Source organism: Herpetosiphon geysericola, from assembly GCF_001306135.1.
GTDB lineage: Bacteria > Chloroflexota > Chloroflexia > Chloroflexales > Herpetosiphonaceae > Herpetosiphon > Herpetosiphon geysericola.
The window spans coordinates 33,315-53,811 of the sequence record NZ_LGKP01000030.1 but is presented as its reverse complement, the minus strand read 5'-3'; the positions used below and the strand labels follow the sequence as shown (position 1 = coordinate 53,811).

Genomic DNA, 20,497 nt, shown 5'->3' with positions numbered 1-20,497 from the left:
TGAAATTACTCCACCATGGCACAGGGATGCTCTTATGCAGCGCCGCGATTATGCTGGGGTGGCATCATCGGTGGGGGAGCCTGCCGCTCGATGCGTGCCACATCCTCACGTCGCTCAGAGACGATCTGCCACGCTTGGGCTTCCACGCGGTGCGCTTCGGCGAGCTGTTCTTCGCAGCGCATGCGGTGCTCGGTTGCATCCTCGTAGGCCGTGATGGCCACATTGAGCATGTGTTGAGCAAACTGATGAGCGCTTTGGCGCTGGCGTTCACGTTCCGCTGCGAGCCACAACGAAACCGCGATCATATGGATGCATGTATCCTTATAGCCTCGTCGTTTTTGTGGGCATGGACACTGCCACGGGATTCCTGCCGCATTGTGGCCAACGGTCACACGGTAGCGGCGAGTCCCATCAGAGACAAGGATATACTGCGCCACGTCGTCGGATAGGTCGTCGATGGCCTGCGGATGCTGGGCCGCGATCAACGCTACGGCACGCTCAACGGCTGATAACGAACGGGCGAGGGCATGCAGGTCGCGGGCGCTGGTGGTGGTGGCAATTTGTGCATAGAGCGCTTGACGCATGCGCGCGGCTTCGGGTACAATTAATGCGTTCATAGTTTGGTTCCCTTTGGGTACTAAACACGCGCTGGTCGTGCTGGTTACACGACCAGCGCATTGTTTTAAGCGGCTTCGTTGGGTGCTATTCCACGTGTCTTGGTAATTCGCAAACTCCCCGCGCGATGGTGCTGCTTGCGCTGCTTTTCGATCATCTCGGCAATCCCTCCTCGCCCATTCGCCACCAGTTTCCGTACCAGCGCTTCCAATCCTGCCCGATCGTAGCTCATCACAATCGCAGGGCGGGTTATTTCCATGGTCGCGACGCCATCAAGGATCACTTTTCCTCCTGCGGCTTCGACGAGGCCGCTTAAGGTCGTTCGGGCCTGCTCGCGCTCGGCGTTGAGACAGGCGATCTGGTCGTCTAACGCGGCGATGGTTTGATAGATGTCGATCATGGCTGGATCGTTGGTCATGGCTTTATCCTCCTATCATCGGCAGCGGCGTGAGGCCGCTGCCTTTTTTTTTCGCTCGTTAGGCGGCCATCGCGGTCATCGTGCGGCGGCGTTTGACGGAGGCAGCGGTGGGTGGCGGTGGTTCCGGCGCGCCGTCGCTGGCCTCCTCAGCTGGCGCAACGATGGCCATGATCTGCTTGGTGATGGTTTGGATATGGCCTAAGACCTGCTTGATTAATGCGGTTCCGCCCTCATGCGCTGCCCAACCAGCGATATAGGTAAATGAGCGGTCGCTGCTGTCAATCCCCAAACAGGCACAGACTTGATAGGCGGTTCCCTCTGCAATCGTCTCATCCGCCTCACGGGTGTGCTTGCCCACCGTTAAATGGTGGGCGATTTCGTGAATGAGCGTTTTCACCATCTGTGCTTTGGCGGCTGGGCGAATCCAAATCAAACGTGACGATGCTGAATAATAGCCCATCGCCTCACCCATGGCATGCTGGTCGTCGTTACTGACGGTCAATCCTTCGCGGGTCGCATAGGCAACCAAGCAATCATAGATCTCGTGGCCGCGTTCCTCGGTCAAAATGGGACAATCGAGCGTGGGGATGTCGTCGCCCTCGGTTTGCGACACATCAAAGACATGTTCAATCCCAAAATACACATGGGTTTGCTCGTCGCCCGTCGCTGCGTCAATTTTTGAGGCAACGCGCGGCGCATAAATCATGATGCCTTTTTCGCCCTTTTTGACGGTTCGCCCTAGTTTTCGCCACGTGTGGAACCCTGCCACGCGCTGGGCAGCGGGGTTTTGCAGCCAAATCAGCATGGCGTTATTGGCGCTGTAGGCGTGAAACTTGGCATTCGCCGCAAGGGCCGCTTGAAAGGTGTCACTATCCAAAATGGCTTGAACCCCATTCATTAAGGCGCTATCCAGCTGGCTGCGGCGTTCGGTATCACGGGCGGTACGTTCGTCGGCGGTCAACATGGACTTGCGGTTGGTGTTCATAGTTGGCTCCCTTGTGCTAGGCGGTAGCGGTGCTGGTACACTTACTGCCGTTCTTGATTTCCTCTGTATTATATATCATTTTCAACTCTTTGTCAAAAAATTTCTTCCCTTTCTAATGGCCTAAAACGACTATTTCTGACCAGTTCAGCGCCGCGATTTTGCAGATTGTCGTTGGCTGGTTGGGGGCGTTTCGCGGGTGCTGTGACGCGCTGTACGGGTTTATGCGGGATGTTCTGTGCATCATGGTTTGGTCTGATATGGATGTATCCGCTTACTGGACTGAATGCAAGACAACGCGAATCGTTTGGGCGGTGGTTTTCTTGGCCAGATCGCGATAGGCGGTTTCATGCGCGGCGGTGTAGGCTGCATCGCCCATGATCCAGCGCTGCCGTTTGGCGGGAACCTTCGCGCGGGGTTCACGGTGCCATGCGCCGTCACGAATCAGCATCGTGCTATAAATCCGCTGGTTGGTGTCGCGGATCTGGACGCGGATTGCATCCTCGTTAGGGTCAGCAGTGATCTGGATGGTGTGGGTATCGGCCACATCTTCTAACAAGCGGCGCAGTTCGCGTGCGCCAAACTGGTAACATGCCGAGCCAACCATGAGGTGCAGCATCGTGCTGTTGGGCTTCGTGAAGGCCGCGCGTACCACGCTCACACCCATCCAGCGGCTTGCGTGGATCATGCGCTCCATTGGACGCGGTGCGGCTGGTTGTTTCACAATCACGGGTTGGGCGATCACTGGGGCGGTATCGCTGAATAAGTCCATTTGGCTGGTAGTTGGCAGCATGGGGATTCCCCTCTCACTCCTGGCGAGCGGCCAAGACTGGCCGCTCGTGACTCTCCATTCCGACTTAGGCGGCGTATTCTTCGGCCATCACGGGAATACTAGCAGGCATGGGGAATTGGGTACGGCTCCAACGCTCGACATCAATCTGCCATAAATAGCCTTTCAAGTGGTCAATGTGGGCTATGATGGCAGCCTCACGGACCTCTAACTCTGCATCGCTCAAAAGCTCTACGTCGGTGGTGGTATTGAGGGTGTTCATAGTTGGCTCCCTTGTGCTAGGCGGTAGAGGCGCTGGTACACTCGCTACCGTTCTTGATTTCCTCTGTATTATATATTATTTTCAACTCTTTGTCAATAATTTTCTTCCCTTTCTAATGGCCTAAAACGACCAATTCCAACCATTTCAGCGCCTCGATTTTTAGGCTTGTCGTTGGCTCATTGCGGTCACAGCATGGGTGCTGTGACGCGCTGTACGGGCCGCTGCGGGACAGTTGCTGGCGTGGTCGCTCGGTTTCGTGCGCGGCGCTCCGCGCATTAATGGCCTGCCGCGCACGGCAGTTTCCTTGGTCGTGAGAGATGGAGAGGAGGAGGGTGAAGGAAAGGATGGGTGGGGGTTTGGGGGCGGGAAGGAAAAACTTGGGGCGATGGTTTCCCTTCCCGCCCCCAAGAACAACTTTTAGGCGTGGATCGGCGCATTCATGCCAGCACTGCCGTGTGCGTTTGAATACTAACCAAATGACCACCGCGCAGCGGCCACTATCTGATAACCGCCCAAGGATGACTTGAACCTTTGGTGATTGTGGTTCGCTTGCAGGGCGCATGACATAGGGTCAGATGGCGCGGCCAAATGAGAAACAGGATGCTTGGCGGGGTGGCACGAATGGATTGCGGCGCACGACGCATCGCGGGTGCAGTGGGTTCGTGGATGCAGCTGAGGTTATGCAAATACGTTGTGCAGTGGGAATACATTATGCTGGCGAAGTGGCGTGCAGAGCAGCGGAAGAAGACCCGCCACCGTGGTTTATGGAAGTACTGCTCGGTTTTCATGAGTAGCGTGGCCCTGCTGCTAGTGGCTGTGATAGCCCGTGGCGCGGCTTCTGGATGTTCGAACCATGACCATGGAATGGTGAGTATGTTTGTACTAATTCTATCCTGTAATTTCATCCTGACCATAGCGATCTCTCAATCCTCGCAAGCGTGATTTAATTTCCGTCTTCGACACATCGAAAACCCGTGCTATCGCTCGTATCATCTTTCAAATCAATACGCCACGTCGCATGTAAAAATCCCGACTGCGTATTCCATGCTCCACCACGACGTACATGCTGTCCGGTCGATACTTTCGGCCCCGTCGGATTCCGTGTTTCTCCAGATTTATAATATTCACCAGAATACCAATCACTCGTCCATTCTGCCACGTTGCCAAGCATATCATGCACTTCATCCTTGCTTGCCCCGGCGGGAAACGACCCGATTGCTTTGGTACCAAATGAATTTCCTTCGTAGGCATGATTTAATCGCGTTGCATCCCACTCGTTACCCCACGGGAATATCCATCCATCGACTCCTCGTGCTGCTCGTTCCCATTCTGCTTCTGTGGGAAGGCGTTTGCCATCCCATTGACAGTAGGCTTCAGCATCATGGTACGCTATGTGAACAACAGGATGCTCCAATTTTTCAACAATACTGGTCGTAGGGCCGCCTGGAGATCGCCAATTAGCACCCTTTACGATCTCAAACGTCCGGGCTAATCGACTCCAGACCTTACTTTCACCTCTTTTTTCAGCATCAGTCACATAATGGGTTGCCTCAACAAAAATTTGGTATTGTGCATTTGTCACCTCATGCTGTCCAATCCAATAGTCATGCAACCAAATTGCCATCTGGGGTAACTCATCGCTAAACAACGCGCGATTACACTCCTTACTGATATCAATACATAAGGATTCTATATACCGCAGGTCATCCTCCGTACTCCCACGAAGAAAAGATCCCTCTGGAATATAGACCATCCCATCACGAATTATTGGGGGCTGTGCCTGCACCGTAGGGGAGCGTGATAGAGACCAACGTTGCGGCATATCGAACCAGAGAAACAGTATTATTGAAAGCCCAAGCACTATTGCGCCAACCGTCATTATGCGGCGTATCGGGATCGAATACTGTGTCTGGACAACCTGCCTCTCAGGCGTTAAGGCAGGAAATGTCGTATGTAATGCCGTTTCGACAGTTGATGACTGTGTTCCTAGTTTGGCAAAGCCACCCGCTGCCAAAAGACTATCAATTTCATCACGCGAGCGTATCGCATGATGATCGTGGAATATTTTGACAACCTTCAAGACAAAATCTCGTGTAATAGCTGAGGGTCTTTCTCCATTCAGAACATTGGACAATCCCCCCGCTGTATATCCCATATCCTGCGCAAGTTTATCTTGATTATAGTCAGGAATCCGGCTGCGATACTCGATGATTAATTGCTTCAGGGTCGCCATAGGCATGATTTCTCCTGCTTGATAGCACAATTTTCAGCTTGAAAACCCTATTTTCAGGGTAAACGAGTAGGGTGGTGGTATGTGATTTCGATACCACCCACATAGTAGTCGTTGGCTATTGTACTACGGTAGCTTGTATGGAATGTGGGTGATTAGGAGGAAGCTTATGACCACCCGCAATCTCAGTCCAAGAGAACAAGAACTATGGAAATGGCTTTCGGCTGGATACTCAAATAAACAGATTGCAGCAGCAATGGGTTTATCCGTTGCAACGGTTCGTTGGTATGTCACGATCATTTATCAGAAACTGCGGGTAACGGGACGGGTTGAGGCAACAATTGCCTATATGACACGCGACAATGATCCTATGGATGCCTAGTACTGATGGGTCAGGTCACAGATCAGGATTGTAATCGTAGCTCAATAGGATAGGCTCATCATGTTCCTTCTAAAGACGTGCTGATAGTCAATCCGATGAGCAGGAAGCAGCTGAAAGAACGATAGACCATCACGCATTCTTAGCAATGGAATACGATTCATTCTTTTCGTAAAAGGAGGCTGTCATGGCAAAAGGATCATCGAACGGAGGCCGATATGGTGGTAAATCATCAGGTGGTTCGAAAGGGAATGGTGGCACAGGCAACCAGGGTGGAAGGAAATAGATAGCATAAACCTCCCCCATTGGATGTTTCACACACCGCTGTGGATACAATACCGGTATGGGTTTATAGCACAGGATAGCGCAATATCACTGCTCCGGTGGGAACAACTCATGAGAGCATCTTGATTCCTGCATTGTTCTATGAACAAACACATACCGGTATTGATGATACAGCACATTGGACAGCATGGTTTAATAGATTTTAGTCCTGTCGCACATCACCATAGCATCGTATTTTTCATGTGCGACCCATGAGGTATTCTCTATGAAACGATTACAGACGTTGCTATGGCTCTGCGTGTTCGTTAGCAGGTTCGCTCTTTCACCAATCCCTGCCCAAGCGAAATCAACAGTCGAGCAGCCCCATCAGACGTTGTGGGGATCCAATGAATCAATGGTTGCGGTTCATGGTGGAAATGCATGTGGCGGATCATGCTCCGTTCAACAAGTCAAGATTACTGGCCGGAATCAAGAAAATCAACCTACCATGTGGACATCTTCCTACAGTGCAAATGGTTATTCTGCCTATGCGCTTTGGGGTTGGTGGTGGAAACCCGATAAGACTATCACAGTAGAATTTACCTTTCAAGGCTATTCAGGCACTCGACAATGCAGCATTACGGAACCACGTCCTTGGATGGGCTATGATACCTGGATTCACATAGAATATACAGGCGATTATACCTGTAAGTCCTGGTTCTCCCCGAATTCTTGGTCCTAGACAAAAATAACAACTTAAATATTGCTAGAGCAATCTATAACACAACCCTAAAACTCATCCCGAATGACCCATACCTCGATATGTGGCCTCAGCGCCACGAGAATGCATAGCGCTGAGGCCCAAATTGTGACACATCTAATAAAGTAACCAAACTAAGCCATTGCCTTGGTACCACATACCGATCCTTCACCATGGCAGCATTACCCAAGGATACGAAGTATTTATCATTCCTATTCCTGCATTTTTATGGCATTACACTAGGATAAAAACACTCTGCCAATACGCGTGCTCGGTATATATTATCAACCTATGAACTTAGCGTGAAAGTAACCTCAACTCTCAATCATAGTGTCCTGATTGACCCTTATACAAGAATATGCTGCTATCATAATCTGTATTCACTAATCCACTATCGTAAGGGATACTGGACAAAATAATTATTACCCTGATTCACGATCAACCACGAGTGCTTCCAGCCGAACCAAGGCCGCTCCCAGCGCGCGCTCGGCACTGATGCGTTGTGCTCCGGTTAAGCGTTCTTGGTAGTCTTGACTCAGCCCATGCCGACCGACAACCGCAAATTCGATGGGTCGTGCGATAGCCCACAGCTGATCGTGCTGGGCTTGATTCAGTTTTCCATTCCCTGCAAGCTCGCTGCGCAATCCATCCAACTCCCGCTGCCATCGCGATAGCATAGCTATGGATCATCTAAGTTTGCACGCACGCATAATCAAACATTAGAAAAACATAAGAATTTTATTTTTAATGAACAGCACGGTATCACGAATACTTGAATAATTCTTTTTCGTGAGAGGATTATTTAGACCGCGATTCGTGGCTACTATTGAATTCATCCCTTTAGAATGACATGAATTTTAAAGCTTGATCAATGAATACTTATAAAGTATGGGTTTACCCTATAACACAATTTCAAACATAGCACACGTAGCTTAGGTTATTCCTATTGACATATGTTATAGCGACCTATATAATGCCAATTAGCGACCGCCGTACTGGAATATTATGATCGTCATTGATCTCCAGTGCGGCTTTTTTATACCCAAGGTCGCCTAACAATTGGTATTTGAATCACGAAAGGAGGATTCTATAAAAATATCAATGAAAGGGGGTGAAAAGCTATGGAAAAAGGCAAAAAGAAGAGCCATCAAAAGATGGCCCGACGTTTTCGCAATATGTCCAATTGGTTGAAAAAGAATGTCAGTTCTGTTATCAACCTGGTCGCATCGCTTATCCGCTTGTCAACGGACTTAAACTAAACTGGCATAAAGGCACAAGAGGTACGAACTCTTGTGCCTTTATTTTCAGCCGATTTGCCAATTTTGTCAACATAATCATTAGTACTCTAATCCCGATTGGAATAGTACTTGAAATAGTACTCTAATAATATCGCGTATAGTACTGTAGTATATATAGTGTGATACTCCAAGGTGTATCAAATATTGAAATCCATTATCGTGAGAGATATTGGACAAAATAGAAATCATGCTGATTCGCGATCAAGCAAGAGTGCTTCCAGTCTGACCAAGGCCGCTGCCAGCGCTCGCTCGGCGGTCGCGCGTTGTGCTCCGGTTAAGCGTTCCTGGTAGTCTTGACTTAACCCATGCCGCCCGACAACCGCAAATTCGATGGGTCGTGCGATAGCCCACAGCTGCTCTCGCTGGGCTTGATTCAGGGTTCCATTCCGTGCAAATTCGCTGCGCAAGGTATCCAACTCCCGCTGCCATTGATTATGTTTGTGTTCCGGATCGTCAATCGTGGTTAACACGACCTCCGTGCGCTCGGCCAATTTCTGTGGCTCCCGCACAAAACACTCCAATATGACCCACCGCACATTCACGGCCAGATATTCGACGAGCAGTGTTTCCAGCGTGGCAATCAGATTTCTTCCATCAAACTTCGTTTTCATCGCGGTCAGCTGGCGATCGATCGATCGGTCCAGGCTGCGATTCAGCTGCGATGGCCACACGACAAACCGCTGCGGGCGGGGCATCGGCTTCCGGCCTCGTGGTGTTGCTGGCGCGGGCTTGTTGGCGCGTTGGGCGGCTTTGCGTTGGCGGTCGTGGTCTTTCCGTGCAGCTTCAAGACATTCAGGACTACAGAGCGTCGGGGTTCGCCCTGGGTAACTCTCGATGGTGGCTTCATTCCCACACCAGCGGCAAATGATGGTGAATGTACGCAACGGCATGGATCGGGTGTGTTGGCCAACAATAACGTGGCGTTTACTCATCCTATACTCCATCATCGTGAGGGATAGTGGACCAAGCAACAATGAACATATATTTATGTCAATTTCCCTCAGTCTTTATCATTATCTCCACTTTCTTCGTCCTCCATCACCGGTATCCACTGCGGGAATATCAATTCGGCCCCAACCTCGCCAGTATGAAAGGTAACAAGAAGCACATCCTGTAGTTTTCCACGTTTGATAAATGTATCAATAGATTGGAGGTCATCCACGCTCATAGTGACCTCTGGGGCATAGAGCACATAGTCACCTAGCTCAATGGAGAATCCAAGAATATCAATTGCTTTAGCGGCAGATGTTCCTCTCAAATGGAGGCTATTTTTGGCTTGATAAACCCGTAGAAGCTTTTCAGCCCCTTCATAGAGAAGCGGAACAGTAATTGGATTGTGTACACGAACCTTGCCTAAAAATAAAATCGTTGCGACAAATAATATCCGTTCAGCATCTTCAGGTTCGAGCGAATCAGGCCATATCAACTCAATATTACATCGTTCTTGAATAATCATTAATGCTTCGATTAATTGGACAAACTGAGATGGTATCTCGGTCACATAATCTTTAAAATCATCCCTAATCAACACCGTGTCTGTTTGTAAATTTATTATTTCTATCGAATTCGCATCATTCATATCCATCATTGCAGTAATGGTCTCGTATATGGTTTGGATAGGCGTGCCTGGACCATGATCAAACCCAAATGAGATGTTAATAGTATTGCTGACTTTACTCACCGTCATCGTTGTTGTAATAGAGAGTTTCTGTGCCTTATTGGTAAACGTGACCTCTTCTGTCCCCGATTGCACATCAACAAGCTCAATAAAAGGGAAGCGTTGTACAAGCGTCCCATGCTTATCAAAAAAGGATACTTTTATCGTTTGGGGATTTTGGCCAGGAATAGAGCTAATTAAAATTTTCGATGTTTGGAAACTTTCAAGTTCAGGCATAATCGGATAAAAGATATCATGTACGTTAAAGCCCTCAAAAACACTTGAATCAAACTCGGCAGGTATACCTGTTCGTATCATATCTTTAAACTTTTGTAGATTGGCTCGTCCATGTTCTGATGCATCAAACCGAAAAGTACCATTAATTGAGACTGGCGAGTCCTGATCAGCCCCAGGATAACGCGGCGAAACGCCAATTTCAAAACCATTGTCTTTACTTTGGAATTGGTATGAAAAGTAGGGATGATTTGCCGTCTGGACAGCTGATAGCCATCGATGCGCTTCATTATCATGAAGAACCCGATTTTGGATAATAGGAATAGCATCATTATTGAAGATATTCGTCTTCGGGATTTTTACGGTTGCAGTCTTTTGTTTCAACCATGTCTTCTCAAGGTCATTTCGAATATACTCTTGTATCCATATCCAATAGGCCACCTTATCCACCGCATCATACATTATGTATATAATACGTTCAGGTCGTGCAAGAAAATATGCAAGAGTAGATGTCTTAAATGAATAGGTAACAACATCTTTCTTTCGCTCAAGTTTATCGGTCGCTTTTAGCTGGATAGACCACGACGCTCCGGTTACACGCTCATTAAGAACCAGCTCTATTTGCATATCAATCCCATAATCAGATGGGGATTCGCCACGAATAATCCATTCGGATGGAATAATATTGCCTACAAATTTTCGTGATTCTTCTTCAAGGACATGCTTACGATTTCGTATCGGCAACGATGACATATCAATCTCCAGCAACATTCTAAATACTTAGAAATTACCGCGTGTATCCATAGTTATCCATCCATCATTCCTAGCTGTGATAACACTTTCATTAATATTGCAATTTTGAATGATGATTCGTGACTCCCGAGCAGCTAGCTTTAATGCTTCATCGAGACTCAGAATTGGTATGCCAAAGGCTGGCCGTTGTTGATCAAAGTCCGTAATCATATGGCCTTCATGCGATGCCACATAGGATTGCATCCAATCGCTGGTAGCATCCAGTTCAGCATTATCATCGGATACGACCTGTCTATATACAACCATGCCTTTGTCAAGAATTTGTTTAAAATCTGGGGGATTCAACAGATGTTGCTTATCAATTCCTTTCGATGATTGGGTAAAGAAAGCCATTGGTGTAAGCAGGACAGGGTCATACGAATGGCCATCATCGATTAATTCATCCACATAAATATAGGCTTGTGTCACGCGTTTTGTTCGTAAATGATCATGATGTGCCATATTAAGCATCGTTTTAAAACAAAGATGCCCTGTTATCGAAACTTTCCGGCGACGAATATCAGAATTTTGCAAGAGATGATTTGGAATAACTAGTGGAATACCAGAGTGGCACATCCCATCACTCGTCGCTGTATAAAACCATACTTCATTACTACCGAGTTGTTGTGGCGCGAGCCGAATACAGCCAACCCCACCCTCCATCATTAACATCTTTCCCCATGGATCATACATTGATTCATCGTGAGTATAAACGTGATGTGCTGCTTCGAAACGGTTGCGACGAGCTTCATCAGTATAGTAATACCCAGGCGAACGAGGAAACCAATCTACAAGCTGAAATGAATCAAGGTAGATTTGCTGGCACAACAGTGTTTGTTTTTCAAGCGCAGTCCAAAATTCAGCATTTGAATGAATATGAATAAGTGCATTCTTGTGAGGAGTATCACGGGTATAGTTTGTGAGGTTCCGAATACGAAGCTGATCACGAATAAATTTTTTCGCCGATCGACGTTCTCGTGGTATTAATAGTCCTTGCTTCATAGAGATATATCCTCAGTATCAGATGGCACCAATATAGATAAGGTATATCCATCAAACTAGTCTAATTCGTTAAAGGGAATGCAGGATATTCATGTGAAATATTTTTAGATCGCTTAATAAAATTAGTTAATAATTCATTACTTTCATTCATATCGACTTCTATTTCACCTTCAAATGTCATAAAAAGGCCATCCCATCTTTTTAATGTCGTTGTAGTACCTTCTACGGTAAATTCCTCAGGAATCCAATGAATATTCTGTTTTCCTTTATAGGAGTATACAACACCAACTTTAAATGTTATCTCGCGATTATAAAAAGCATGAACACTTAAACTAAATACCTCTAACTCCGATTTTGCTAAGGAGAAATATCCTACTCGATTCAACTCATCCGATTGTTTTGTCTTTTCAGAATCAGCACTAGCGGAAAATCCCGGATATAATGGTGCTGCCATGATACCCATTGCTTTTTCATCTAAATATGCAAAAAATTCATCTGGATAATCGGCGATTCCTCCATGCAGATCAAAACTATTATCAATGCCTGTAACGTTTCTCTCATTGTTTGCAATTACATCAAGAACGAGATAAGGAGCGAGCTTCACCCAACCATCATCGGATTTTCCAACAATGTCAATATTGATAACTCTTGACCAGCATACCTTGTCAGCCTCATCGAGCATCGATTCATCAAATGGTTGGTTATTAAATATTTCACCATTAAAACTATCATCGTAAATGGGAGCATATGCACCACCATTCGTGCATGATGATGTGCTATGGACATCGATCACGCTATCTGAAATAACCTGTTGAGGCAGATTTGTAGCAGTTGCTATTGCACCTGATTCTAAAGCAGGAGGGGTTGAAGAAATAGGCTTAATACGAATATCTTCGATGGTTCTGGTTGTTTCTTGAATATCAATAAGCCGATCATAATTAGCAAACCCCTCTTTCTGAACAATAATCTTTCCAGCTACGCTATCCTCATCAAGCAATATAATGAAGCGAAAAACACCTTCAGTATCTGAGTACACAATTGGCGGTGTATTCTTCATATCGAAAGAAACTTTCGCGCCACTAATAGGAATTTGAGTTGTGTCGTCGATAATACGGCCCACTATTTCGACAGATGTTGCTTGAGTCTTACCTAATGAGACAATGGCAATAATGACGGCTGCAACTGCTGCGAGCGCGGTTACAGATGCAATGATAGGATGATCACTCCAAGGTCGCCAGCTTGATCGTCGCGTTGCCATGTGATTCTCCCAATATCTTCAAAGTAGCGTATAGGTAGAAAAATATTATTAAATCCTACCATGCTCTATAATCCTCTGTCTAGATCCCATGCAATAAATTGTAAGGATAAATATTCGCTACCTATCGACAAGCAAGCCATTCTTCGGTACTATACCAAGCAGCACCCACCTTGCCAGTTGAAGGATACCAACACACCATGGCACAAATCTCCATGATTTCCAATACCAATGAAGAACCCTTAGAAAAACAATTATGGAAAGCAGCGGATAAGCTCCGTAAAAATATTGATGCAGCCGAATATAAGCATGTCGTCTTGGGCCTGATCTTCTTGCGCTATATCTCGGATGCGTTCTCGACCCTGCATGCCAAACTGGTTGCTGGCGAAGGCGAGTTTGCAAACGCAGACCCCGATGATCGCGACTATTATCTGGCCGAAAATATTTTTTATGTGCCTGAGGCGGCGCGCTGGCCACACCTCCAAGCCCAGGCCAAACAATCCACGATTGGGGTCGTGGTCGATCAGGCAATGGATGCGCTTGAGCAAGAAAACCCCTCCCTCAAGGGCGTGTTACCCAAGGTTTATGCCCGCCAAAACCTCGATCCCACGATTCTTGGCGAGTTGATCGACTTGATGAGTAACATTGCAATGCATGCAGCCCAAACCCGCAGCCGCGATGTCTTGGGCCATGTCTTTGAATATTTCTTGGGGGAATTTGCTCTCGCCGAAGGCAAGCAGGGTGGTCAGTTCTATACCCCGCGTAGCATCGTCGAATTACTCGTGGCGATGTTGGAACCCTATCACGGGCGCGTGTTTGACCCGTGCTGTGGGTCTGGTGGCATGTTTGTTCAATCTGAACAGTTTGTGGTTGAGCACCAAGGGCGGATTGATCAGATTTCGATCTTTGGCCAAGAGAGCAATCAAACGACCTGGCGGTTGGCTAAGATGAACTTGGCTATTCGTGGGATTGATAGCTCACAGGTGCGCTGGAATACCGAAGGCTCCTTCCTAAAGGATGCCCATCCTGATCTCAAGGCTGATTATGTCATTGCCAATCCACCATTCAATGTCAGCGACTGGAGCGGGGAATCGTTGCGCAAGGATGGCCGCTGGATGTATGGCACCCCACCCGTTGGCAATGCCAACTTTGCATGGCTCCAACACTTTCTTTATCACTTGGCCCCAAACGGGCGGGCAGGCGTGGTCTTGGCCAAAGGGGCGCTGACCAGTAAAACAGGTGGTGAGGGTGAGATTCGACGACGCATGATTGCTGAGGGCAATGTGATTGATTGTATTGTCAATCTGCCTGCCAAGCTGTTCTTGAATACCCAAATTCCTGCCTCGCTTTGGTTCTTGAATCGTGCGCGCGCCAATGGTCATCCGCGTAAGCATGAGATTCTTTTCATTGATGCGCGTGATTTGGGCCATTTGATCAATCGGCGCACCCGTGAATTATCGGCGGATGATATTCAGACGATTGCCAGCACCTACCACGCCTGGCGCACGGGCGATGCCTCGTATGAAGATATTAAAGGCTTCTGTGCCTCAGTCTCGTTGGATCGGGTGCAAGAACTGGACTATGTGCTCACGCCTGGGCGCTATGTGGGCTTAGCAGATGATGACGAGACCTTTGATTTTACCGAACGCTTCAGCACCCTTAAGGCAGAGTTTGAGGCCCAATTAGCGGAAGAAGCGGCCTTGAATCAGGCTATTTTGGAGAATTTGGCGAGGGTACAGGTATGAGTGAGTGGGCAAATATAAAGCTGGGAGATGTAGCCGATATTACATCAAGTAAACGCATTTTCTATTCTGATTATGTCGCTTCAGGAATTCCTTTTTTCCGTTCTAAAGAAATCATTGAGCTAGAATTTGGTTTTAAAATCGAAGAACCTCTTTATATTTCTCACGACAAGTTTGAGTCCATTAGAAATAAATATGGAGCACCACAGGATGGGGATTTACTGATCAGCGCTGTTGGCGAACGATCGGGGATCCCTTTTGTCGTTAACAATCTTGGCCCTTTCTATTTTAAAGATGGGAATCTTATCTGGATTAGAAATATATCATCACGGTTAAACGCTAATTTTCTATATCGCTGGATTAAATCATATATTGGTCAACGGAGTCTAGAATCAATTATGATTGGGTCTGCACAGAAAGCTCTCACTATAGAAGGTCTGAAAAGCCTTCAAATACCCTTACCTCCTATCCCTCAACAACAAGCCATTGCCGATGTCCTGAGCAGCCTTGATGCCAAAATTGATCTGTTGCACCGTCAAAATGCAACCCTTGAAGAGATGGCAGAAACGCTCTTTCGTCAATGGTTTATCGAGGATGCCCGCGATGGATGGAACAAAGGCAATCTTATAGATGAATTTACTATTACGATGGGACAATCCCCTGCTGGCTCGTCATACAACGAACATGGACAAGGTATGCCAATGTTTCAAGGCAATGCAGATTTTGGATTTCGATTTCCAACCAACCGTGTCTATACTACAGCCCCTATGCGGCTCGCACAGCGATTTGATACACTCATTAGTGTTCGTGCTCCTGTAGGAGAGCAGAATATGGCATGGGAAACCTGTTGCATCGGTCGTGGAGTAGCTGCAATACGCTATAAAGAAAATCCATCGTTATACACCTACACATTCTTTAAGATACGATCGTTAATGCAATCATTGAAGGCCTTCAATAATGAAGGAACAGTTTTTGGGTCTATTACAAAAACTGATTTAGAAGCACTTTCCGTAGCATTACCACCTACAGATTTGATTAATCAATTCGAGCAGCAGTGTAAACCCATTAACGATAAAATTATCCATAATACTCAGCAAATTCAAAAACTCGAACACCTTCGCGATACCTTGTTACCCAAGCTTATGTCCGGCGAGATTCGTGTGGCATATTAACGTATTCTCAGTTCTGGTAGGAGGAGCGGATGACTGGATTATCAGAAGACGCGGTGGAACAATTCGCCCTTCAGCTGCTCGAAGCCCAGGGCTATACGGTGATCCACCGCGCCACCCCCAGCTTAGAAGACCCGACCGCCGAACGCCAACGGTTTACCGACGTACTCTTGCGGCAACGCCTCGAAGCCGCCATCCAGCGAATAAATCCGACCGCGACCATAGCCATGCGTATGGAAGCCATGCGCCATCTGACCCAGCCCATGGTCGGCGATCTGATGGGAACCAATGCCCAGCTGCATCGCCTGCTCACCATGGGCATTGCGGTCAGTACCCAGCAGGACGGGGGCGAGCGCGGCGAACGGCTCTGGGCGATTGATTTCACCAATCCCGCCAACAATGAGTTCGTTGTGGTCAATCAACTCACCGTGCAGCATGAGAATCATGAGAAACGGCCCGATCTCGTCCTCTTTGTCAATGGCCTACCGCTCATTGTGATCGAACTCAAAAATCCAACCGATGAACATGCCACCTTGGAATCGGCTTATCGCCAACTCGACACTTATACCAGCCTAATTCCTACCCTCTTTGCGACCAATGCCATCTTGATTCTCTCCGATGGTATGGAAACCCGCGTGGGGGCACTCGCTGCGGCCTATAGTCGCTTTCTTGCTTGGAAACGCCCTGGTGATACTGACATCCAAAACTCGTTGGCGGTCACGATCATTGATCTGCTCAACCCAACGACCCTACTGGATGTCATTCGCCACTTTATCGTTTTTGAAGAAACAACGAAGAACGATCCGATCACCACCATCACGACCAAACAGCTCGTCAAGAAGCTGGCAGCCTATCACCAATACTATGCGGTCAATGCGGCGGTTGCGGCCACCCTCGCCGCTACGGGGATGCAGGATGCACCATTTGACCCGATTCTCTTTCAACGCGCAGGGATCGACAATCCCCAACCGACCGTAATTGGGAGCAAACAAGGCGGGGTGATTTGGCATACCCAAGGATCGGGCAAGTCACTCTCCATGGTCTTTTTCGTCGGCAAACTGGTCTTGGCCTTAAACAATCCCACGATTCTCATGCTTACGGATCGCAATGATCTGGATGATCAACTCTTTGATACCTTCGCTGCCACTACCGATCTGCTGCGCCAAACCCCAATCCAAGCGAGCGATCGGGCACACCTTAAACGCAGCTTGGCGGTCAATGCAGGCGGGGTCATCTTTTCAACCATTCAGAAGTTTTTGCCCGACTCTGGCACCGTTTTTGATACCCTCTCCGAGCGCGCCAATATTGTGGTGATTGCCGATGAAGCGCACCGCTCCCAGTATGGCTTTGACAGCAAAACGACCGTTACAGGCGATGAACAGGATGGATCGTTGCAGCTCAAAACCAGCTATGGTTTTGCCAAATATCTGCGCGATGCCTTACCCAACGCCACCTACGTGGGCTTTACCGGAACCCCGATTGAGCGCCATGATATTAACACCCCTGCGGTCTTTGGCCCCTATGTCGCCATCTACGATATTGCTGATGCGGTCGAGGATGGCGCAACCGTGCGCATCTATTATGAAAGTCGCTTGGCCAAGGTTGGCCTCACCGCCGATGGGCGCAACCTCATAGCCGCGCTCGATCACGATCTCGATGTCGATGATCCCACGATTGCCGATACGGCCCGCCAACAGTGGGATGCGATGGAAACCCTGATTGGCAGTCAGGATCGGATTCGCACGATTGCCGCCGATATTGTCAGTCACTTTGAGGCTCGCACCGAAGCGCTCATAGGCAAGGGCATGATTGTCACGATGTCGCGGCGGATTGCGGCGGCCTTGTACGAGGCGATTATCGCCCTTCGGCCTGACTGGCATCACCCGGATCTCAATCAAGGTCGAATCAAGGTCGTGATGAGTGCCGCATCCAATGATGGGCCAAGCATTGCCAAACACCATACGACCAACGAACAACGTCGCCGCTTGGCGGAACGACTCAAGGATGATCATGATCCACTTCAGCTGGTAATTGTGCGCGATATGTGGCTCACGGGCTTTGATGCACCCAATTTGCATACCATGTATCTGGATAAGCCCATGAAGGGCCATAACCTGATGCAAGCGATTGCACGAGTGAATCGGGTCTACAAAGACAAACCAGGTGGGTTGATTGTCGATTATTTGGGAATTGCAGCCGATCTCAAACATGCGCTCTCATTCTATGCTGATGCGGGGGGACGGGGTGATCCGGCGCTGATTCAAGAGCAAGCCGTGCGACTGATGCAGGAATACCTAGAAATTATCCAGAACTTGTTCTTTGGCTTCCCCCATGCCCACTATCCCACTGCCGATACGGGCGAAAAACTCATGATCTTACTGGGGGCAGCCAATCATATCTTGGGACTGCCTGATAATGGCAAGGATCGCTTTGTGAAGCATGTCGCCATGCTCAGTCAAGCCTATGCCTTAGCAATTCCCCATCCTGAAGCCTTAGCTCAGCAAGATCTGATCGGCTTTTATCAAGCGGTCAAGGCTCGGCTCGTTAAAGTCAGTGCCAGCGAGACAGGCCGCAGTGCCAGTGGGATGGAAACCGCCATTCGCCAAGTCATTGATGCCGCGTTAGTGGCCGAACCCGTGATTGATGTGTTTGATGCAGCGGGGATCAAAAAGCCTGATATTGCGATTCTCTCCGATGACTTTCTGGCCGAACTCAAGGACTACCAGCACCAGCATTTGGCGGCGGAAGTGCTCAATAAACTCTTGCGCAATGAGCTGACCATTCGCGCTCGAACCAATCTCGTGCAAAGCACCAGCCTGCTCGAACAAATTGATAGCTCAATGCACCGCTATCACAATCGGGTGTTAACGGCAGCCGAAGTCATCGAGGAATTGATTAGCCTGAGTAAACAGATCATCGCAGCGGATCGCGAGGCCCAAAACCTGAGCTTGACTGCGTTTGAATATGCCTTTTATACGGCGGTGGCCAGCCAGGGCGATGCGCGGCAACTGATGGAACAACGCATGCTGCGCGAGCTGGCAGTGGTGTTAACCGAGCAAGTCCGGAATAACACGTCGATTGATTGGACGATCCGAGAGAGTGCGCGAGCCAAACTGCGGATTCTGATCAAGCGGGTCTTGAATAAATATGGCTATCCACCCAATATGCAGGCGTTGGCAACGGAAACCGTGATCAAACAGGCGGAGATGTTGGCACGCGAGATAGTACGATAAGAGGGGTTAGCAAATGGATGCGAAAGAACAAAAAAAACACACAATTCTAACAAATCTACAAAAGTTCGTAGCTAAGATTATATCTCTCCCCAAATATCAATATACAACGGAAGACTTATTTGATAACACATCCAACATTTCTTTTTATGACTCTGCTACTGGTTCTTATCATTTTGCAGGAGAATATGCATCTATTTACTTACAATTAATCGAAGATATCTACGAGTATACCAATAGGGGATATACTAAAAATAGGATAGAAATGGAATTGGATTTTATCTTAAAATACATACTCTTAAATAAGAATCTATCTAATTATCGGGATAGATTAAAGGAAAAACAAAAATCCTTAACAGATTTCATAGATAAAGAGAAATCACTATATACTATATCGATACCAATTTATGGAATAAATATCATTAAAGAAAAAATCATATTTTTTGGCTGCTTTTCATTCGAAAGCAAGATATATGAAGACACAGAAACTAATTTTATATCCTTAAGTATTTCATCAAATGAGCATGATGCAGCAGCAGAATTAGGATATTATTTAATAAATATATTGATAGATGTACTAAATTCCTATCAAAAAATTCATAGAAATCCTTACTATACTATTTCAACCAAAAACTATATAAGCGAATCCAGACTAATATACGTTTATACTACAGATTCATATAATAAAAAACTCATGCCTAATAAAATAAATTTCCTTGATCCAATGAATATCGATCTTGAAAAATTACTAGAGAATAAACAAATTAATGGATTAAAAAGAATTGAGGACATCATCCAAGTAAGCTATATAAATAGAAATAATAATCTTTTATCTGTTATAACAAAATCATTATGTTGGATAGGAAAAGCACATTTAGAGGAAAGACTTTCAAGCCGGATTATTGCCTATATTACTGCCATTGAAACCCTTATCTTTGATAATCAAAAAAATGAAATTACTAAAAGATTTAAATTATACATAGAAAGAATTCTACCTTATATAAACAATAAAAAACATAATTTATTTCAACTATATGTGAAAGATAAAATAAAAACCGATTTACGAAAAGATTTAGAAAAAATCTATGAAATTAGATCAAAAATAGTTCATTCAGGATTGGAAGATTTCGAGATTGACGAATATACTGTTACTTTCACAGGAAATATAGCTAAAGCAATTACATTTACAATACTTACAGAAGAGTATTTTAAATCAATTACGTCAGTAGCAGATCTACAAAAATTCCTTAATCCTAAACCAAAATATAAGTTATCAGGAAAGGAAAATGAGATTAAGAAATATCTTAAACATAAGGTTGCAAAAGCAGCTATTGCAAGGATACTCCATGTATCCACAAATACTCTTGTACGATTTATTAAGAATAATAATCTCCACATCCCTTAGTAAATATATCTAT

The 20,497-nt window shown here is 46.8% G+C and carries 16 protein-coding genes; 5 read left to right on the top strand and 11 right to left on the bottom strand.

Features of this window, described 5'->3' with window-relative positions:
- Positions 1-32: 32 nt before the first annotated feature.
- The 6 genes from SE18_RS19550 to SE18_RS28265 all read right to left on the bottom strand — a co-directional run bounded on the left by SE18_RS19550 (position 33) and on the right by SE18_RS28265 (position 5,306).
- A complete protein-coding gene (locus SE18_RS19550; protein WP_054536157.1) occupies positions 33-617 on the bottom strand; it encodes a hypothetical protein in 585 nt (194 codons plus the stop codon).
- A 65-nt stretch (positions 618-682) separates the two neighbouring features.
- Entirely contained in the window at positions 683-1,033 is a 351-nt protein-coding gene (locus SE18_RS19545) for a hypothetical protein (RefSeq protein WP_054536156.1), read from the bottom strand.
- 58 nt (positions 1,034-1,091) lie between these two features.
- On the bottom strand, positions 1,092-2,018 hold the full coding sequence (locus SE18_RS19540; protein ID WP_054536155.1) for an ArdC-like ssDNA-binding domain-containing protein: 927 nt from the start codon (positions 2,016-2,018) through the stop codon (positions 1,092-1,094).
- A 271-nt stretch (positions 2,019-2,289) separates the two neighbouring features.
- Positions 2,290-2,808, bottom strand: coding sequence for a hypothetical protein (locus tag SE18_RS19535; protein WP_054536154.1), 519 nt, complete (start codon positions 2,806-2,808; stop codon positions 2,290-2,292).
- Positions 2,809-2,872: 64 nt separating this feature from the next.
- Complete coding sequence (locus SE18_RS19530) at positions 2,873-3,067, bottom strand: hypothetical protein (RefSeq protein WP_054536153.1); 195 nt, start codon at positions 3,065-3,067, stop codon at positions 2,873-2,875.
- Between the two features lie 943 nt (positions 3,068-4,010).
- On the bottom strand, positions 4,011-5,306 hold the full coding sequence (locus SE18_RS28265) for a formylglycine-generating enzyme family protein (protein ID WP_054536151.1): 1,296 nt from the start codon (positions 5,304-5,306) through the stop codon (positions 4,011-4,013).
- Positions 5,307-5,466: 160 nt separating this feature from the next.
- On the opposite strand from SE18_RS28265, the gene SE18_RS19515 reads away from it, so the two are divergent.
- Positions 5,467-5,679 carry a response regulator transcription factor gene (locus SE18_RS19515; protein WP_054536150.1) on the top strand — a complete coding sequence of 71 codons (213 nt, stop codon included), beginning with the start codon at positions 5,467-5,469 and terminating at the stop codon, positions 5,677-5,679.
- 1,443 nt (positions 5,680-7,122) lie between these two features.
- Here SE18_RS19515 and SE18_RS19510 read toward each other — a convergent pair.
- The 5 genes from SE18_RS19510 to SE18_RS19490 all read right to left on the bottom strand — a co-directional run bounded on the left by SE18_RS19510 (position 7,123) and on the right by SE18_RS19490 (position 12,941).
- A complete protein-coding gene (locus SE18_RS19510; RefSeq protein ID WP_054536149.1) occupies positions 7,123-7,377 on the bottom strand; it encodes a hypothetical protein in 255 nt (84 codons plus the stop codon).
- 806 nt (positions 7,378-8,183) lie between these two features.
- Positions 8,184-8,930 (bottom strand): hypothetical protein, encoded by a 747-nt coding sequence (locus tag SE18_RS19505; protein ID WP_054536148.1) that lies wholly within the window; start codon positions 8,928-8,930, stop codon positions 8,184-8,186.
- A gap of 68 nt (positions 8,931-8,998) precedes the next feature.
- Positions 8,999-10,642, bottom strand: coding sequence for a DUF4365 domain-containing protein (locus tag SE18_RS19500; protein ID WP_160319529.1), 1,644 nt, complete (start codon positions 10,640-10,642; stop codon positions 8,999-9,001).
- A gap of 27 nt (positions 10,643-10,669) precedes the next feature.
- Positions 10,670-11,683 (bottom strand): hypothetical protein, encoded by a 1,014-nt coding sequence (locus tag SE18_RS19495; protein ID WP_054536146.1) that lies wholly within the window; start codon positions 11,681-11,683, stop codon positions 10,670-10,672.
- A gap of 61 nt (positions 11,684-11,744) precedes the next feature.
- On the bottom strand, positions 11,745-12,941 hold the full coding sequence (locus SE18_RS19490; RefSeq protein ID WP_054536145.1) for a hypothetical protein: 1,197 nt from the start codon (positions 12,939-12,941) through the stop codon (positions 11,745-11,747).
- A 197-nt stretch (positions 12,942-13,138) separates the two neighbouring features.
- On the opposite strand from SE18_RS19490, the gene SE18_RS19485 reads away from it, so the two are divergent.
- From SE18_RS19485 to SE18_RS19470, 4 genes are read left to right on the top strand one after another with little or no spacing between them, the layout of a single operon-like run.
- Positions 13,139-14,683: a type I restriction-modification system subunit M gene (locus SE18_RS19485; RefSeq protein WP_054536144.1), complete on the top strand. Its 1,545-nt coding sequence runs from the start codon at positions 13,139-13,141 to the stop codon at positions 14,681-14,683.
- Positions 14,680-15,852: a restriction endonuclease subunit S gene (locus tag SE18_RS19480; RefSeq protein ID WP_054536143.1), complete on the top strand. Its 1,173-nt coding sequence runs from the start codon at positions 14,680-14,682 to the stop codon at positions 15,850-15,852. The genes SE18_RS19485 and SE18_RS19480 overlap by 4 nt, the downstream gene beginning before the upstream one ends.
- 29 nt (positions 15,853-15,881) lie before the next feature.
- Positions 15,882-19,082 carry a type I restriction endonuclease subunit R gene (locus tag SE18_RS19475; protein WP_054536142.1) on the top strand — a complete coding sequence of 1,067 codons (3,201 nt, stop codon included), beginning with the start codon at positions 15,882-15,884 and terminating at the stop codon, positions 19,080-19,082.
- 13 nt (positions 19,083-19,095) lie between these two features.
- Positions 19,096-20,484: a HEPN domain-containing protein gene (locus SE18_RS19470; protein ID WP_054536141.1), complete on the top strand. Its 1,389-nt coding sequence runs from the start codon at positions 19,096-19,098 to the stop codon at positions 20,482-20,484.
- The last annotated feature ends 13 nt before the right edge of the window (positions 20,485-20,497 follow it).

Excerpts from the sequence above, each read along its gene's own strand:
- SE18_RS19515 (WP_054536150.1), top strand. The coding sequence starts at position 5,467 with ATGACCACCCGCAATCTCAGTCCAAGAGAACAAGAACTATGGAAATGG.
- SE18_RS19495 (WP_054536146.1), bottom strand. The coding sequence starts at position 11,683 with ATGAAGCAAGGACTATTAATACCACGAGAACGTCGATCGGCGAAAAAA.
- SE18_RS19475 (WP_054536142.1), top strand. The coding sequence starts at position 15,882 with ATGACTGGATTATCAGAAGACGCGGTGGAACAATTCGCCCTTCAGCTG.
- SE18_RS28265 (WP_054536151.1), bottom strand. The coding sequence starts at position 5,306 with ATGCCTATGGCGACCCTGAAGCAATTAATCATCGAGTATCGCAGCCGG.
- SE18_RS19540 (WP_054536155.1), bottom strand. The coding sequence starts at position 2,018 with ATGAACACCAACCGCAAGTCCATGTTGACCGCCGACGAACGTACCGCC.
- SE18_RS19550 (WP_054536157.1), bottom strand. The coding sequence starts at position 617 with ATGAACGCATTAATTGTACCCGAAGCCGCGCGCATGCGTCAAGCGCTC.
- SE18_RS19535 (WP_054536154.1), bottom strand. The coding sequence starts at position 2,808 with ATGCTGCCAACTACCAGCCAAATGGACTTATTCAGCGATACCGCCCCA.
- SE18_RS19500 (WP_160319529.1), bottom strand. The coding sequence starts at position 10,642 with ATGTCATCGTTGCCGATACGAAATCGTAAGCATGTCCTTGAAGAAGAA.
- SE18_RS19545 (WP_054536156.1), bottom strand. The coding sequence starts at position 1,033 with ATGACCAACGATCCAGCCATGATCGACATCTATCAAACCATCGCCGCG.
- SE18_RS19530 (WP_054536153.1), bottom strand. The coding sequence starts at position 3,067 with ATGAACACCCTCAATACCACCACCGACGTAGAGCTTTTGAGCGATGCA.
- SE18_RS19485 (WP_054536144.1), top strand. The coding sequence starts at position 13,139 with ATGGCACAAATCTCCATGATTTCCAATACCAATGAAGAACCCTTAGAA.
- SE18_RS19510 (WP_054536149.1), bottom strand. The coding sequence starts at position 7,377 with ATGCTATCGCGATGGCAGCGGGAGTTGGATGGATTGCGCAGCGAGCTT.
- SE18_RS19480 (WP_054536143.1), top strand. The coding sequence starts at position 14,680 with ATGAGTGAGTGGGCAAATATAAAGCTGGGAGATGTAGCCGATATTACA.
- SE18_RS19505 (WP_054536148.1), bottom strand. The coding sequence starts at position 8,930 with ATGAGTAAACGCCACGTTATTGTTGGCCAACACACCCGATCCATGCCG.
- SE18_RS19470 (WP_054536141.1), top strand. The coding sequence starts at position 19,096 with ATGGATGCGAAAGAACAAAAAAAACACACAATTCTAACAAATCTACAA.
- SE18_RS19490 (WP_054536145.1), bottom strand. The coding sequence starts at position 12,941 with ATGGCAACGCGACGATCAAGCTGGCGACCTTGGAGTGATCATCCTATC.